Here is a 15,612-nt window from a genome sequence, read left to right as displayed (position 1 = left end):
GTGAACGTCCTGTGGGCTCTCATTCGTGACGGAAAGTGCTACCGAAGCAACCTTTCTGTCACTGCCGCAGCTTGACAACCTCATTAGGAGGTGTAGCAGGGATCTTGGAGCAACGCCTAGTCATGGGGCAGCCACCGCGCAACTCTCCGAGTGGGCGTGCCCGTTGAGCGAGAGTTGCGAGAACCCGATCATTTCGACCGCCAGGGTGCGGCGCGGGTCCGGGGCCTGGCTAGGGGTGGCCGAGTTCCAGTCCAGTGATCATCGCTTGTACTCCGGCGCGGTACATCCGCTCGGCGGCGGCGGTGTCCTCGCCGGTGATGCCCCAGGTGGTGAGGGGTGCGCGAAGGACGTCGGTGAGTTCGAGGCCGACCAGGCCGTGCATCACGCACCAGAGGCAGTACGCGGCCCGGGTGGCGGCTGGGCCCTGGGCGCCTGAGCGGCGCGTCGCCCCGATCACCGGGGCGAAGGCGGCTTGGAGGACCTCGGCGTGCAGTCCGCTGGTCGGCTCGAAGTCCGGCAGGGGGCGGCTGAACATGAACAGGTAGCGTTGTGGTTCGTCCAGTGCGAAGTCGCGGTAGGCGTAGGCGAGTTCCCGCAGGTCATGGAGTGGATTGTCGGTGGCGGGGACTGCGCCCAGGGCCTGAGTGAGCAGATGGTAGCTACGCTGGTACAGCGCCTCCAGTAGTCCCGAGCGTCCGCCGAAGCGGCTGTAGACGCCCATGGTCGAGGTGCCGGCCTCCTGCGCGACCCGGCGCACCGTGAGCTCGCCGACGCCGTGCGCGGCCAGTACCCGCAGGGCGGCGGTGACCAGTCGCTCGGCCAGTTCGGCGTTCGCTGTGGTGTCGGCGGTGGAGCCGCGTGCCATGGGTGCACTTCCCCTCTTACTCCGGTTCGGCTGCATTGACCCTAGTGGAAGCCCTGGCGGCCACCCAATAAGGTTGATATAACGGGCGTAATAACAGCCGCTATATCAGGAGGGGCCTTGCCCACGACCTCACCCACCACGCTCTACCGGCTCTCGGCCATCGCCGGCTTCCTGTGCGCGCTGATCCTGCTGATCAACGCCGGACGTCGAGGCGGCGTGATCGCCAACTCCGACCTCACCCACGTGATCGCCCCGCTGGGCGAGATCTTCGGCCTGGTCGCGATCAGCGGGCTCTACTTCATCCAGCGCGGCCAGGGCGGCCGTCTTGGGCTCGTCGGATACGGAATCCACTTCGTCGGCCTGGCCGGCCTGGTCGGCGCGGAGTTCATCCTCAACCTGATCTTCCCCGCCCTGCCCGCAGCCCAGGTCACAGCGCTCCTCGGAGGTCCGGCCGGGGCGGCGCTCAAGGCATCCTCACTGCTCTTCCTGATCGGCGCGATGCTGTTCGCCGCAGCCCTGTGGCGGGTCGCGGTCCTGCCGCGCCCGGCTGTCCTGCTCTATGCCCTCGGCTGCGTCCCGATCGGCCTGCGGGGCGTCCTGCCCGCCGTCACCCTGCCGATCGGCCTGGCGGGTTTCTCCGCCGCACTGGTCTGGCTCTCAGTCGAACTCCTGAGGGAGAAGTGATCCGAGGCCGGTGCGGGACGTCGGCCGGACCGACGCCCCGCACCGGCCTGACCATCGCGCCACAAGGAGACGGGCTCCATACGGTGTTCGGCCGTTACTCGCGGTGGATCGGATGGCGTCCCTTGAGTGGTGCAGCAGAGATCCTGGAGTGACCCCGGGCCATGGGACGGCCATCGCGCAACTCTCCGAGTAGGAAGGTTCGTTGAGTGAGAGCGGCGCGATGGCCTTGCCCCAGCCCGACTTACTCCGCCTCATGGAGCCACTGCGTTCGGCGGACGGAATCGAGTCTTCCCCAACGACGACGCGCTCCTGCGACTGGTCACCGCCGTGCTGTTCGAGATGCACGACGAATGGATCGCCTTCCCACGCCGCTACCTGCCCGAGGATGGCATGGACCAGCTCTACCCCGGCGAGCCAATCCATGAACGGATCGGCCTGCGGTGCTACCCCCGAGTAACGGCGGCCCGGCGCATGATCACACTCTGGGGCTTGCTCACCAGATGGCACAAGTGAGCATCCGTGGACTGCATCTCGTAGCAGCGCTTCGATCTTGAACCTCGAACACCTGGGCTCACTATGCGCTGTGGCGACGCCCGGATCGGTCGCGGGCGATGCACACGCCTCCTGCACGTCACCACCTCGACGGCCTCACAGAAGCTGGCCGAACTCATACATCGGCACCGACCGCAAGGCCGGGATCCGCATGCGCGGCGGGATCAGCGCCCGCCGGAAGGCCCGCGTACCGTCTACCGCATCGCGAAGACCGAAGGGCTGGCGGCCGCCGTCGCCCTGGAGCGCTGGCCCGCCCGGGCCAGCGCTGCCTCATCCCCGCCTTCCTGAACCTGCGGCGGAAGATCAAGCGGCACTACGGCGCCATCACGGCCGCCATCGCCGAGCAGTTGAGCAACGGCCTGATCGAGGCCACCAACACCAACACCCGCCTGATCATCCGCCGCGGCTTCGGCTTCCGCACCGCCGACGCCATCATCGCCCTCGTCATGCTCTGCCTCGGCGGCAACCGACCCACCAACCCGCTGTCGATGTGCTGCACGAAGGTGTCCTCGGTCGCTCCGGTCGCTCAGTCGCTGGCGCAGCGGCGCAGTCGTGAGCGCCGCTGGTACACCGCCGAGGCGTGGCGCCGCCACGTGAGTGCCGGCCGCGACCTGATCGCCCAGCAGCACACCGCCGAGCACCGGATCGGCGTCCTTGCCCGGACAGGTCGTCGCGGCACGTCTCCGACCGCCAGGGCGAAGTGTCCTCGCCCGGGTCGCCAACGACATTGGCAGCGACGGCGGGCTCGTCGCCGCCGCGGTCGCCGAGGTCCGCGCCCGCAGCGGGGCTCTGGCAGGATCGGGCGGGCGGTGCACGCTGCATCCCATCGCCCGTGGCGCGCACCGCCTGAACGGCTGGGCTGACGGAGATCGCCTAGTGAGCTGGTTTGGAGTCGGTTCGTCGCCTCATGAGTTGCCATGCGTACCGACTTCCGGGAAACGGCTGCGGCCGGGCCCGTGGGGGCTTCGCCCCGATAGGTGGACACCGCCTTTGTGGGGTTATGCGACGAGTGCCATGCTACGTGTCCTCGTCTCGTGCTGGTGCTCGTAGGCGAGGGGGCTGAGCTGGCCGTTCGCCGAGTGGCGACGCCAGGAGTTGTAGCGGTTCAGCCAGCGGAAGACCGCGCGGCGGCAGGCTGCCGCGCCGGGGAAGCAGCGGGCTCCCTTGAGGGTCTCGCGCTTGAGTAAAGCGTAAAAGCTCTCGCAGGCGGCGTTGTCCGCGCTGGTGCCGACCGCGCCCATCGATCGGGTGATGCCCAACTCGTCGCAGAGGTAGGCGAACTGGCAGCTACCGTATTGGGCTCCGTGATCGCTGTGGAACACCGCCCCGACCAGGCCGCCCCGGGCGTCGGCCGCCATGGTCAGGGCGTCGGCGACCTCGGTGGTCCAGTCGGCGATGGTGCCGATCCCGCCGCCGGGGGTGCCGGCACCAGTGATGGCGACGATGGCGTCGTTGACCGCCATCGCGTGCGGGGCCCCGGTACCGCGGCCGAGCGAGCGGACCCGGGAAGGCGGATACCGGAAGGCCTGGACCGGCCTGGAGGTGCGCCGCTGTTCCAGGAATGCTCTTGCGCGCTGGATCAATTGACGGTAGATCATGAGATTAGGTCGTGCTCTGCCTTCCGTTGGCATAGAGTGACGCTCATGCGTACGACAGTGCTCGCGCCTCCCACCGTCTAGAGCGGGGCGCCATCATCACTCGCGCGGCGGCCTCGTCAGGCCGCACGCGCTGTTGAGTTGCGCCCTCGCACGGGAGACAGCAACCATCAACGCTCCATCTGGAGAAGCACTGTGTCTGACACTGCCGTAGAACCTTCCACTGCCCGGCCCGTCAAGGCGTCCCGGTCCGTCGGTCGAGGTCTGACGTTCCTGGCGATCGCGGGTACGACCTGGGGAACGACCGGCGCCGCGGTGGACATCGTTTACCGGTCCAGCGATTTCGGCCCGATGGCCGTCTCATTCTGGCGTTTCGTCAGCGGCCTGGCGCTGCTGCTTGCGGTACGGGCTCTGCGTCCCGTCCCGTCCCGTCCCCGTGTCCCGCAGCCGATGCGTCAAAAGCTCCTGCTGCTCGCGGGCACAGGGGTCGGGCTTGCGGTCTTCCAGACCGCTTACTTCGGTGCCGTGAAGGACACCGGGCTGGCTGTCGGAACCATTGTCACGCTCGGGGCCGGCCCGCTGTTCACCGCTTTCGGGGGACGTCTGCTCCTCGACGAGCGAATCGGACGTAGCGGCGTGGCGGCCGTGGTCGGGGCCCTGGCCGGCCTGGCCGTGCTCGTGCTGGGCAACCAGCGCGGCGTCGTTCACCCTCTGGGGGTGGGCCTGGCGCTGGTGTCCGCTGCCGGCTATGCCATCGCGACGCTGCTGGGCCGTTGGACCGGCCGCCACGGCGGCGGCGAGGAGCCGTACAGCCTGACGATGTGGTCCTTCGGGATCGGTGCGGCCGTGATGCTGCCGTTCGCCGGCGCTGACGGAATCTGGCCGCACACCGCACACCTGGGCCGCGTTGTTCTGCTCGTGGGCTATGTGGCTGTCGTCACGACCGCGCTCGCCTACCCGCTGTACTTCACGGGAACCGCGGTGGTCCGCGCGACCACGGCTGCGGTGGTGATGCTGATCGAGCCGGTCAGCGCGGCGGTGCTGGCAGTGGTCCTGCTCGGTGAGCGGCTCACCGTGGCGACGGTCGCGGGCACCGTGCTGATGCTGGTCGCGATCGCCGGTCTGGCATTGGCCGAGTCCAGGCTGGCCCAGGCCTCGGCAGCCTGAACTGGATAGCCGTGTGGGGTGCGCGGTGATGAGCCGCGCACCCCACACCTCACACCTCGGTCAGGCGGGTCAGGTCCACCAGATCAGTTGGGTGCAGATCTTGTGAGGGTGCCTCGTTGGGGTGAATCGCTGGAACTTGGCGGTGTGGCCCAGTGGCTGGCTCGTAGCGTCGGTGGGGTCGAGGTCGCCATGGGGGCGGGCTCCGGGCGAGGTGGGGTGGTGCGGTGCCGTCGTTGATGGAGGCGCTGGAGGCCAGGGAGGCGGCGGCTCAGGGCGAGGTCGCTCGGCTGCGTGAGCGGATCACCGGCCTGTCCTCGGAGTTGTCCCGGCTGGAGGAACTATTGTCCCGACTGCGGATCACGCGGGAGACCGTGTCCGATGTCCTGGCCGACGGACCGTCAGCGGCTGGCGGCGGCAAGGACGGTCCGGCTGGGGCGGCCTCGGCGCTGCTGGCCGCGGAGGCGGAGCTGGACGTGACGGTGATGTCGCCGGAGTACCAGGCGGTCATCGGCCTGTTCGCGACGTCCGGGGCCTCGATGCGCTGCAAGGAGGTGTGCGCCGCGCTGGGGATCGGCTCCGAGGCGCGTCATGTCGAGGGTATGCGGGCGAAGTTGAAACGCCTGGTCGAGCGCGGGATCCTGGCCGAGACATCGCCGGGGCTGTTCAAGGTCGACGGCCGGAAGCTGGGCTGGTGAGCGACCTGGAGACGGCCGAGGCCGCGTTCGCCGCCTCGCGGATCCTGTTCGGCGCGGTGGCCGGGGAGTTGCGGGAACCGGACGCGGCCGCGTTGACGCACTCCCAGCTGGAAGAGCTGCTGGGATCGCGGATGCGGGAGGTGACCCGGCAGCTGTTCGACGACCACCTGCGGCTGCGGGCGCTGACCGAGCGGCGGCTGCCCGAGGTGGTGGACGCCGACGGAGTGGAGCGGACGCGGATCGAGCGGGGCCGGTCGCGGAGCTTATCCACGGTGTTAGGAAGGGTGACGGTGACCCGGATCGCCTACCGCGGCGCCGTCGTCGCCGACCTGCACCCGGCCGACGCGGTCCTGAACCTGCCCGCGGGGCTGCACAGCCACGGCCTGGCCAGGCTTGCCGCCGTCGAGGCATCGCGGGGCTCGTTCGCCGAGGCGTGCACGCGGATCAACGCGGTCACCGGCGCCGGAGCCGGGCACCGGCAGGTCCAGGAGCTGGCCGTGTCCGCCGCGGCGGACATCGACGCCTTCTACCGGGCACTGGTGCCCGCACCGTGCACCGACGTCACCACGCTGGTGCTCTCGGTCGACGGAAAGGGCGTGGTGATAAGGCCGGAGGCGTTGCGGGAGGCGACCGCGAGGGCCGCCGCCGCGAAGGGCGCCAACGCGATGCGGACCCGGCTGGCTGGCGGGGAGAAGCTGGACCGCAAGCGCATGGCGACTCTCGCTGCGGTATACGACGCCGAGCCCGCCGTCCGCGCGGTCGACGACATCATTGCCGACCCCGACACGGACCCGGGTCCCGGGCCGGAACCGGAGCGGCGGGAAGGGCCGAAGGCCCGTTCCAAATGGCTGACCGGGTCGGTGAACGACACCACCGCCCGGGTCGTGGCCGCCGCCTTCGACCAGGCCGAGCACCGCGACCCCGACCGCCGCCGCCCCTGGGTCGTGCTCGTGGACGGCGCCCGCCACCAGCTCGACCTCGTCACCGCCGAAGCGGCACGCCGGGGAGTGCGGGTCCACATCGTCGTCGACCTCATCCACGTCCTCGAGTACCTGCGGGGTGCGGCCTGGTGCCTGCACACGGCTGGCGATCCGGCCGCCGAGGCCTGGGTCGCCCGCCATGCCCGCACCCTCCTCCAGGGCGGTGCCGAGCAGGTCGCCGCCCAGCTCCAGCTCGCCGCCCGTGCCGCCCGGTTGACGAAGAAACGACGCAAGGGCATCGACGCCGCCGTCGGCTACCTGCGCAACAAGGCCGACCACCTGCGCTACGACACCGCCCTGGACCGCGGCTGGCGGATCGCCACCGGCATCATCGAGGGTGCCTGCCGCCATTTGGTCAAGGACGGCCTGGACATCACCGGAGCCCGCTGGGGCCTCGCGGGCGCCGAGGCCGTACTCAAACTCCGCGCCCTGCGCAGCAACGGCGACTTCGACACCTACTGGACCTGGCACGAGCAACGGGAATTCGCCCGCAACCACCAGGCCCGCTACCGCGACCAGCTCACCCCCGCGGCCTGATCAACAACACCCCGATTGGATCTGCACCCATCCCGGTTCACGTCGCAATCATCGTGGCGAGTTCCGGCGGGCAGCACTCACCACCCGCCGGCGAACCCTCCCCAAGAGGTCGGGTACAGCACGACGGCGACCCGCCCGGAGAAGGCGGTGGTGCCGTAGGCATTGGCCCCCCGGCTTTCGATTCTCCTTTCGGAAGGATCGGAGCTACGGTTGCCTGCCGAGGTCGGGTCGTACTCGTCCGAGGTATCCCCCCATGTGGTGGTGAGTTCGTTGGGCCCGTCGATGAGGGTCACGTCGACTCGCGCGATGTCCGCCCCGAACCGGCCGTTCATGCTCGCGTATGCCTTGTCCAGGTCGAACTCCGCCCAGACCAGCTGGCACAAGGGGTTCGTGTGGTTTGCCATCAGGTACAGAACGCCCAGGGTCTTGCCGGCGACCGTCACGTACACCGAGCTAAAGCCCTTACTACCGTGAATGCAGTCGTCCGGGACCTTCTCGCCGTGGAGGTCCGGGCTTTTGGGCAGCCAAGCGGGAGCGTCCACGGGGCCGACTGACTTAAGCAGCGGGCCCGGCCAATGCCTTGAGGAGAAACCGACGAACCACACGAGCCCGGCGATGGGCAGGAGGCTGACCGCGATCGTGATCCTCGTCCACTTGGCCCGAAGGAGGCGGGAAGGCTTCCGCGCCCGCTGCTGGCGGATCGTCAGTTCGACGTTCCCGGCGACGTAGCCGAAGCCGGCTGCGTCGCCGTAGCCCATCGCATCGCGGGGCGGGATGCCCGGAGCGGCTGATCCGTCCGGCGTCGTGCCACGAACAGCGGCCGCGTCGACGGCGGTGGGTGTGCCGGGTGCGGTCAGGGGCGTGACCGGCCCGGCCCCGAAGGGCCCAGCCCTTGCCCCGTTCCCTCGGTCTGCTTGCCTTGCGGCTGCTGGGCGCGGTCGAGGTTCACATCGCCGCCAACCTGCCCGAAGGCGATCCCGCTGTCGCGGGCGGTGGCGGTGGCGTCCCCGGTGAACACCCGCGCCCCGTCACCGGCCACCACGTTGGCGCCGCCCGCCTTCTTCTCCGGGGACTGCAGGCCGGCCAGCAGTTCGGCGACCTCGGTGCCGAACGCCTCATCCTTGCGCGCGGCGGCGGTGACCGCCAGCTCCACCTGCTGCCGGGTCAACTCACTCACCTCGCCCTCGCCGGTGGCGGCCTCCTGCGCCAGATCCTCCAACACCGGGTGCCCGCCGAGTTTCGTAGTCACCTTCGTGTGCAGCCGCTCCAGCAAGCCATCGATGACCGCGTCCACCTCCCCGTCCAAGGGGCTGGCCGCACGACGCGCCTTGCGCACCGCCCACGCGATCACATACCCCGCAACCAACCCCGACTCGATCACCACGAAGATCCGCCCCCTCTCCGGCGAAACGAAAACGCCGGCTCCATCATCCCCAACAACACTCACCAGCACAGGCGAACGGTCATACAGACCGACAGATCCTCACCGTCCAGCATTGATGGCTCGCATCGGACAGTCTCCCAGCGCGTGCGCTGGCGCCGCCCCGCCGCAGCCGGGCAATGGCCGCCTCGAACCTCCCGAAGACCCCGAAACCCCCGGCGTGGAGGCGGGATCGGTGGTCATGGACACCAGCCCACCCCCACCGAGGCGGTGTGCACAGGAATGAGCGACCCCACGTCAGCCACCGACCGGGTGTGATAGGCGCAACTCGCAGGCCGTGACAGCAGCTTGTTCACCTGATGACAACCGAGACCCACGACATCGTCGGACAGACACTGGGCCACCCTGCTCGACACGACGACGGTCCCGTTGCCGGACCTTCCCGACCCCTACGAGCCGCTGCTGCTGATGCTGGAGCGAGGCGGCTGGTGCGGCCTGGTCATCGAGAACCGGGTCGCAGACTTCGCGATCGTGCGCGTCCCGCTTGGGACCTGGCATGACCACCTGAGCACGGAACCGGTCGTCTCGCTCGACCGGGCCACGCTCGACGCCCTCGGCTGAGAACCGGTCCAGGACGCCCGGCGATGGCCCGGCCGTCGGCATGCGCGGTCGGCGGCCGGGCCATCGGGCGTGCGCGTCCGCCGGATTACGTCGGGAACTCGCCAAGCCAGCCGCGGGAGACTAGGTACTTGGGGATGTAGGGCGACTCCACGTCGACCGGGAACTTCCAGTCGAACGCGAGGCACGCCATCGCGAGCGGCCCGAGGGCAAGTACGCCGTCCCGCTTGTCTTCCGTGTCCTGCGCCGTCCAGTACGTCTTGTGGAGGTCGAGGGCCTTGCCGAGGGCCGGGGTGAACTCCTCCTCACGCCCGCGCACGAGCAGGTAGAACAGGTGGATCGGCGGGTACATCAGCCCGTCCAGCACGCCGGGCGGGGTGACAACGGCGGTCTCAGGGCTCGCGGCCTCGATCGTGGCGATGAGCTTGTCGACCAGGCCGGGCCGGCGCAGCCAGTAGCTCTGCTGGACGTCGATCCAGTGGTAGACGTACTCGTCGTACACGCCTTCCACCGTGCGCAGCCGGTCCAGCGGGATCTCGCACAGCTGCCTCATGCGCTCCTTGTCGCGGCAGACGACGGCCAGCCAGAAGGCGGACAGCCAGTGGTCCGCGTCCGCGTACGACTGCCGGCCGACCGCCGGGACGGCGCGGGGCCGGCCGTTGATGAAGCACTCGACGGTGCCCTCGCTCGCGCCGGTCACGGCGAACAGCGCCGAGCCGACCTGCATCGCCGTGACCGCCGCCTTCCACGTCTCCAGCCGGGCCCCCTCCAGGTCCACCGCGCAGTGGGCCCGCAGGGCGAGGAGGGCGGTGCTGAACGCGAAGTCGATCATTGCGGCCGACTCTTCGAGCCCGTCGACGCGTCGGTTCACCCGCTCGCTCAACTGGACGGCGAACGCCTGCCCATCGGGCTCGGGTACGAAGTGGCGGGCAACGGCCACGGTCACGGACGGATCTCCTCGGTCATGTCGAATGGTCAGCACGGCACCCTGGCGTCCCAGAGAGCCCGCGCACGGGCCTGCGGGCGGGTGCGCTCAGTGGTGGAACACCGGCTCGGGGGAGTCCAGCCAGCACCAGTCGACCGGCGCGTACAGCTTCTTCAGCGCGAGGCGCCCGGAACCGTAGCCCTTGAGGGCGGTCTCGACGGCGGCGGGAAGGGTGTCGAGGTCCTGCGGCACCGGCACGCGCAGCAGCAGGCGCTGCTTGCGGTGGACAAGGAGAACCTCGCCGGCTGGAGTGCAGTCCAGCAGCTCGAAGTTCTTCAGGGCCGTGAAGGGCTTGACCGCGGTGGAGATCCGGGAGCGCAGGGCGCCGTCGGCGGTCCAGGCGTAGAGGCCGTAGCGGTTGAGGTGGTAGGCGCGGCCGCGGTGCGGGTCGGAGGCGACGGTGAAGTCGAGGCCGGTGAACGGGCTGTCGTCGTGGCGGTGCAGGCCTTCCAGACGGCCGCGCAGCGTGCCCTGGTCGTCGAGGAGCGCGAAGCTGAACTCCTGGCCGCGGCTGCCCGACCGGAAGGTCCTGCCGAAGACGGGGACGACGAAGAGGTCGTCGCCGAGGGCGGAGGGCCGGGTCATCGTGCAGTCCTCGTAGTCGTAGAAGCTGCCGGAGGTGCCCGTGAGGTCCGTCAGGAGGTCGGTCAGCGGGGGCGAGGGGCGGTTGTCCCGGCAGACCGGCGCGTCGCCGAAGACGACGTGGGGGTGCTGATCGGCGTCGGTCTGACGGTCGGTCGCCGGGTGAAGGCTCGCGATGGCCCGTAGGGTGGGCTTGGAGCCGGGCGCGAGCGCGGTGACCGGATCGGAGACCGCGACGAGGTCGAGGGTCGCGCCGGCCCACCCGAGCCCGTACTCCGAGGACGACTTGACGTCATCCCAATCCATGGCCCTGGTCGCTCCCTCTATCGTCCGACCCGACGATGCTCCCACAGCCCTCCGACAACATCCCGAGGCCGACTCTGCGTGGGAGGCCCTACGGGACTTTCGGCAGGGGCGTCGCCGTCAGCTCAGCGAGGGCCGCTCATCAGGTCTCGGGTCCACGAGACGTCTGCGGCGTCGGCCAGGTACCCGGTTGCTAACCTGCGCGGATGGGACTCGACATCACCGTGGTCATGGCCGACTGGAACCGGCTGGCCCGGATACCGGCGGACGAGCGACTGGACGTGCTGGACGACACCGCGTTCCCCGTCCCCTGGAGCGATGCGGACCCGGCCGCCCTGGCCGTCGCCCAGCCCGGTGGCTGGGTCTGGCCGCCGGAGCCGGCCTGGTGCGCCCGCTATCAGTTCTTCGGGACCACCGGCGCCTACAGCTTTCACTGGCGCCTGGCCGCCGCCTGGGCGGACATCAGGCGATCGGCGGCTCCCGACATGCGGGCGGCCCTCGACCGCTTCCTCGGCGCCCTGGTCCCCGAAGCCCCGGACGACGGCCCCGCACCGGCCGCCGGTTTCCCCGACGACCCCTCACCCTGGCGCCCGCACGTGCTCCTGCTCTGCACCCCGGACGAGGTCCCCGCCCTCGCCCGCGCCTGGGAGACGGCCGCACCGAGGCTGGAGGAACTCCGCGCCCCGTTCGACGCCGAGTGCGCCGGCTGGGCCGGCCGGCCCGCCACCTTCGACGCCGCCGCCGCACTCCTGCACGAGTGGGGCGAGGTGGTTACCGGAGCCGAGTCCCGCGGCTGGGGCCTCATCGGCCTCCGGTAACGGAACAGCCGGTTCACCGCTCTGCGGGGCGGATGCCCAGCGGCGCCAGCGACAGCCCGGCGCACTGCGCCGTCGGTCAGCTGGGCTCGCTCGGCCGCACCGGGATGGCGCGCCTGCGTACCGGCGAACCCCCGCCGCACGGGAAGGCGCGACCCTACGATCAGGCACCATGACGACCGGACAGTGGACCTGCCCCCGCTGCGGCGCCCCGCCGCGAACGAACTGCCGCACCGGACAAGGGCGCGACCGCAGGCCTCATTGGCGGCGGTGGTGGCTGGCCCGGATTCTGGAGTCCGGGGAGAAGACGGTGCTGTCGGCGACGGACTACGAACGGCTGGTCCACGCCGTCGAGGTCGCCACGGGCCGTCGCGAGCGGTGGGCGTCGAGACCGGGTCCGCTGACTGCCCCCGGCGGGGCCGATGAGCAGTTGCGGGCTCTGTTCGGCCTCCTTGTCGACGGTCAGGTAATTCGGCTCTGTCGCTGATCTTGTGACATTGGAGGCGTCCGATCGGTCCAAGCGCCGGCTTGGGCCAGGCCGAGCGTGGGGACACCGTCCCGATCTGTCATCGCGCAGCCGTAGGCTCTCACCATGTTTTTGCGACCATCTGCGGGGGCGCGCGGCCCCTATGACGCGGCGTTCTTGCCACGGCTGACGTTGACACTCCGGGCAGCGGACGAGCCCATCACCGCGCCGGTCGCGAAGCTCGGTGGCGAGCCGGTCTGGCTCGAGGAGGCCTGCTGGCCAGTTGATCCGGTCACTGGCCACCCCCTGGTGTTCATCGGCCAGTTTCCGGTGCCTGGGGACGAGCTCCGGCTCGCGTACCTCTTTGTCGGAGAGGACGGCCGCATTATGGGCGGCCTCGGCCCGCAGGATGGTGACGGCCTACTGCTCGTGCAGCCTGGCGGCCGGATCCCGCCGTTCGCGTCCATCGGAGACACCGACACCCGCGGTCGAACCCTGTGGCGGTGGGGCCCCGACGAAGAGGAGATCCCTGTCGAGTTCTATGTGGACTTCGCGACAGTGCCGGATCACCTTGAGCGGCAGGTGGCCCGCGACGTGGCGTGGGAGGCGTTCATGCGCGGCGACAGTCCTGACGACGTCGAATTCTTCGGCGCCGACCTGGTGGAGTATCTCGGCGGGACTGCGTCGTTCCCGCATACAACAGCGCAGGTCGAGGAGCCGTGGCTCTTCTTCATCCGGCTTCAGGACAGCCCTGCCGACGGTGACAGGTACTTCCTCAACTTCGGATACGGGTACGGCTTCGGCTTCCTCAGCCCCGACCGGTTGGAGGGACGCTTCTACTGGGAGTCTTCGTGATACGAGAAGGCGGTCGGATCGTCGTTCCTCGGATTCAGTCACATCTCGGTTGCGCTCCGCAGCGCCGGCCAGGGCTGACTCGCCAAGGCTCATAGGAGAGACGCCCACATCACAAGATCAGCGACAGAGCCGGTAACTCCCCACGGCTGTGGTCACGTAATTCCCCATGCCCTGCCCGCCGGCTTGAGCCGGCCGCTCCGGTCCCTGCTGTCGGCTGATCGGGGAGGCCTACTGGGTCAGTCCCACCACAGCACGACGAGAAGGTCCCTCCGGGCAGCCTCCGCGTAGAACTCACGTAGCGCACCGAAGTGGCCCAGCAGGTACTCCGTTGGATCGCCGATGAACCCGTAGCCGAGCTTGGGTCCCGCGTCGCTGTCCAGGACCGACTGGAGGATCGCCTGCATATCGATCTCTCCGAGCAGTGCCGACACTCGGGCAACTGCGTCTGGACAGAGGGCCGTCGGAGTGGAGTTGCTGAAGAAAGCGATCGCATGTGGGTTCGCGTTGAGGAAATCCAGATCGATGCCGCCGTCGCCATCGGTCGCGCGCTTGAGCGCCTCCAGGTGGACAGCGTCGAGTCGCGTGAGTTCGCAGGCACGCTCCAGCATGGCCGGTGCCCAGTCCAGATCCAGACAGTCCGCGGACGGCGGATCCCAGCGATGATCTCCGTCGGGTGATTCGTCGGCTGACTGACGGCAGGCGGCGAGGTACTCCGCCGAGACTCGGGCAAGTTGTTGGGTGATGGCCATGACGGCAGTATCGCGACGCTGTCCACCGGATTTGCCGCTACTTCATCTGGGTCCGTCGGTCCTGTCGGTCGGGTTCTTGGATCGTTTGTTGGGCCGGTAGCTGGGTCCGTTCATGATGACCTGGTAACTGGTGTTGATCAGCCGGTCCAGGAGCGACTCGGCGACGACGGGGTTCGGGAACAGCGGAGCGCTCCGCGTGCCCGCCGGCCAGATCTGCCAGGACACGGCTGATCTTGGCGAAGCGGACGTTCGCGCCTTGCCGAACGGCCAGATGCCCGAGGGCCTGAGCGACATGTGTTTTTCCGACCCCGACCGGGCCGAACAGAATTACGGACTCGCCGGCGTGGAGCCAGCGCAGGGCCGCCAGGTCGCGGATCTGGGCTGCCGGCAGCTTCGGGGAGGCCGCGAAGTCGAACTCCTCCAGGGTGACCTGCTGCTCGAATTTCGCCTTCTGCAGGCGCCGTTGGAAGGAGACCGTCAATCGCATGTCCGGCGCCTACCGAGGCGAAGCCAAGACCGACGCTCGTGACAGCTACGTCATCGCCTAGACCGCGCGCCAGCGTCGCGACTTCACAGCGATCGACGTACCTGCCCAGTTTGCTGCCGGCCTCGCCCTGCTGACCGCCCACCGGTCGGACCTGATGGCCGACCGAGTGCGGATGATCAACCAGCTTCGTGACGTGCTGACCGGCATCTTCCCCGCTTTGGAGCGAGCCTTCGACTACTCCGCGCACAAGGGCGCCCTGGTCCTGCTGACGGGCTACCGGTCCTCAGCGGCTCTCCGCCGCCGTGGCCGGGCTCGTCTGACGGCCTGGCTGGCCAACCGAAGCGTCCATGGTGCCGATGCGGTGGCCGCCACCGCGCTGGAGGCCGCCGACGCCCAACGAACCGTGCTGCCTGGTGAGGACGTCGCAGCAGCGATTGTCGCTGACCTGGCCACGCAGATCCTGGCCCTGGACGGCCGGATCAAGCAGATCGACAAGCAGATCCGCGACACGTTCCGCACACATCCGCAGGCCGAGATCATCGAGTCTCTGCCCGGCATGGGGCCGATACTCGGCGCCGAGTTCATCGTCGCCGCCGGCGAGCTGTCCGCCTACGCGGACGCCGGCCATCTGGCCTCGGCAGCGGGGCTCGTGCCCGTACCTCGCGACTCCGGACGCCGCACCGGCAATCTTCACCGGCCGAAGCGGTACAGCCGTCGCCTGCGGAGGGTCTTCTACATGTCAGCGCAGGTCAGCATCGTCCGCGACGGTCCGAACCGTGACTTCTATCTGAAGAAACGCGGCGAGGGACTCAAGCACGTCCAGGCCGTCATCGCTCTCGCGCGCCGGCGTGCCGATGTGCTCTGGGCTCTCCTGCGCGACAATCAGGTGTTCACAACCGCCCCGCCGGCCGCGCAAGCGGCCTGACATGGTCGTTGAGACTCCATGCCCCGGGCGGTAGCGTGCCGCAAGGATTCTGGAGGGGGATCAGAGCATGGACCCAGAGCAGGAATCCCGTGACTCGGTCGAGGCCGAGTGGGACTTTCAGGCGCGTGTCGCGGCGCAGTGGGACGACCGGTCCCGAGGCTCCGCTGAGACATGGGTACCGCCGATCATGGGGGCCCTCGTTGACGCTGCGCGGAACAGCGCGCTCGGCCGGTTCTATCCCTTCACCAGCCATGCCAGGCTCTGTTTCAGCACTGGTGGGCTTGATTCGCTTTGACGGACACCCCTGATCAGGGGCTTCGGCCCCGGTAAGGATGATGTCCATCATGGAGAGCATGGGGAAGAAGAAGCCA

The 15,612-nt window shown here is 69.2% G+C and carries 15 protein-coding genes and 3 pseudogenes; 10 read left to right on the top strand and 8 right to left on the bottom strand.

Annotated features, from left to right (window positions below):
• Positions 1 to 229 precede the first annotated feature (229 nt).
• Complete coding sequence (locus ACWCXH_RS38450; protein WP_449806159.1) at positions 230 to 865, bottom strand: TetR/AcrR family transcriptional regulator; 636 nt, start codon at positions 863 to 865, stop codon at positions 230 to 232.
• A gap of 117 nt (positions 866 to 982) precedes the next feature.
• On the opposite strand from ACWCXH_RS38450, the gene ACWCXH_RS38445 reads away from it, so the two are divergent.
• The 3 genes and pseudogenes from ACWCXH_RS38445 (at position 983) to ACWCXH_RS38435 (ending at position 2,964) form a co-directional block, all read left to right on the top strand.
• Positions 983 to 1,549: a hypothetical protein gene (locus tag ACWCXH_RS38445; protein ID WP_449806158.1), complete on the top strand. Its 567-nt coding sequence runs from the start codon at positions 983 to 985 to the stop codon at positions 1,547 to 1,549.
• 282 nt (positions 1,550 to 1,831) lie between these two features.
• Positions 1,832 to 1,957 (top strand): annotated as a pseudogene (locus tag ACWCXH_RS38440) (transposase); the annotation flags it as partial.
• A gap of 203 nt (positions 1,958 to 2,160) precedes the next feature.
• Positions 2,161 to 2,964 carry a transposase gene (locus ACWCXH_RS38435; protein ID WP_449806157.1) on the top strand — a complete coding sequence of 268 codons (804 nt, stop codon included), beginning with the start codon at positions 2,161 to 2,163 and terminating at the stop codon, positions 2,962 to 2,964.
• 135 nt (positions 2,965 to 3,099) lie between these two features.
• On the opposite strand, the gene ACWCXH_RS38430 is transcribed toward ACWCXH_RS38435, so the two are convergent.
• On the bottom strand, positions 3,100 to 3,564 hold the full coding sequence (locus ACWCXH_RS38430) for a transposase (RefSeq protein WP_449806156.1): 465 nt from the start codon (positions 3,562 to 3,564) through the stop codon (positions 3,100 to 3,102).
• 327 nt (positions 3,565 to 3,891) lie between these two features.
• Between ACWCXH_RS38430 and ACWCXH_RS38425 the strand changes: the two genes are divergently transcribed.
• The 3 genes from ACWCXH_RS38425 (at position 3,892) to ACWCXH_RS38415 (ending at position 7,075) form a co-directional block, all read left to right on the top strand.
• Positions 3,892 to 4,863, top strand: coding sequence for a DMT family transporter (locus ACWCXH_RS38425; RefSeq protein WP_449806155.1), 972 nt, complete (start codon positions 3,892 to 3,894; stop codon positions 4,861 to 4,863).
• A 236-nt stretch (positions 4,864 to 5,099) separates the two neighbouring features.
• Complete coding sequence (locus ACWCXH_RS38420) at positions 5,100 to 5,558, top strand: hypothetical protein (protein WP_449806154.1); 459 nt, start codon at positions 5,100 to 5,102, stop codon at positions 5,556 to 5,558.
• A 5-nt stretch (positions 5,559 to 5,563) separates the two neighbouring features.
• A complete protein-coding gene (locus ACWCXH_RS38415; protein WP_449806160.1) occupies positions 5,564 to 7,075 on the top strand; it encodes an ISKra4 family transposase in 1,512 nt (503 codons plus the stop codon).
• Between the two features lie 77 nt (positions 7,076 to 7,152).
• Here ACWCXH_RS38415 and ACWCXH_RS38410 read toward each other — a convergent pair whose 3' ends face one another.
• Positions 7,153 to 7,833 carry a hypothetical protein gene (locus ACWCXH_RS38410; protein ID WP_449806153.1) on the bottom strand — a complete coding sequence of 227 codons (681 nt, stop codon included), beginning with the start codon at positions 7,831 to 7,833 and terminating at the stop codon, positions 7,153 to 7,155.
• 95 nt (positions 7,834 to 7,928) lie between these two features.
• Complete coding sequence (locus ACWCXH_RS38405) at positions 7,929 to 8,528, bottom strand: hypothetical protein (RefSeq protein WP_449806152.1); 600 nt, start codon at positions 8,526 to 8,528, stop codon at positions 7,929 to 7,931.
• Between the two features lie 357 nt (positions 8,529 to 8,885).
• Here ACWCXH_RS38405 and ACWCXH_RS38400 point away from each other — a divergent pair, with 357 nt between their 5' ends.
• Positions 8,886 to 9,077, top strand: coding sequence for a hypothetical protein (locus tag ACWCXH_RS38400; protein ID WP_449806151.1), 192 nt, complete (start codon positions 8,886 to 8,888; stop codon positions 9,075 to 9,077).
• A gap of 85 nt (positions 9,078 to 9,162) precedes the next feature.
• On the opposite strand, the gene ACWCXH_RS38395 is transcribed toward ACWCXH_RS38400, so the two are convergent.
• Together ACWCXH_RS38395 and ACWCXH_RS38390 are read right to left on the bottom strand one after the other, a co-directional pair.
• Entirely contained in the window at positions 9,163 to 10,020 is an 858-nt protein-coding gene (locus tag ACWCXH_RS38395) for an immunity 49 family protein (RefSeq protein WP_449806150.1), read from the bottom strand.
• Positions 10,021 to 10,107: 87 nt separating this feature from the next.
• The gene (locus tag ACWCXH_RS38390) at positions 10,108 to 10,947 is read right to left on the bottom strand and encodes a hypothetical protein (RefSeq protein ID WP_449806149.1); all 840 of its coding nucleotides are present in this window, start codon (positions 10,945 to 10,947) and stop codon (positions 10,108 to 10,110) included.
• 203 nt (positions 10,948 to 11,150) lie between these two features.
• Between ACWCXH_RS38390 and ACWCXH_RS38385 the strand changes: the two genes are divergently transcribed.
• Together ACWCXH_RS38385 and ACWCXH_RS38380 are read left to right on the top strand one after the other, a co-directional pair.
• Positions 11,151 to 11,762 (top strand): hypothetical protein, encoded by a 612-nt coding sequence (locus ACWCXH_RS38385; RefSeq protein WP_449806148.1) that lies wholly within the window; start codon positions 11,151 to 11,153, stop codon positions 11,760 to 11,762.
• A 589-nt stretch (positions 11,763 to 12,351) separates the two neighbouring features.
• Complete coding sequence (locus ACWCXH_RS38380) at positions 12,352 to 13,080, top strand: hypothetical protein (protein ID WP_449806147.1); 729 nt, start codon at positions 12,352 to 12,354, stop codon at positions 13,078 to 13,080.
• Positions 13,081 to 13,316: 236 nt separating this feature from the next.
• Here the strand turns inward: ACWCXH_RS38380 and ACWCXH_RS38375 are convergent, their stop codons facing one another.
• Both ACWCXH_RS38375 and ACWCXH_RS38370 read right to left on the bottom strand, forming a co-directional pair.
• Complete coding sequence (locus ACWCXH_RS38375; protein WP_449806146.1) at positions 13,317 to 13,829, bottom strand: DUF1877 domain-containing protein; 513 nt, start codon at positions 13,827 to 13,829, stop codon at positions 13,317 to 13,319.
• A 42-nt stretch (positions 13,830 to 13,871) separates the two neighbouring features.
• Positions 13,872 to 14,313 (bottom strand): annotated as a pseudogene (locus ACWCXH_RS38370) (ATP-binding protein); the annotation flags it as partial.
• Between ACWCXH_RS38370 and ACWCXH_RS38365 the strand changes: the two are divergent.
• Positions 14,303 to 15,241, top strand: a pseudogene (locus tag ACWCXH_RS38365) (IS110 family transposase); the annotation flags it as partial. The pseudogenes ACWCXH_RS38370 and ACWCXH_RS38365 sit on opposite strands and share 11 nt — an antisense overlap.
• Positions 15,242 to 15,612 lie beyond the last annotated feature (371 nt).

This window comes from Kitasatospora sp. NPDC001660, from assembly GCF_053596725.1.
The sequence above is the reverse complement of the archived record's forward strand: the minus strand, read 5'-3'. Positions and strand labels throughout refer to the sequence as shown.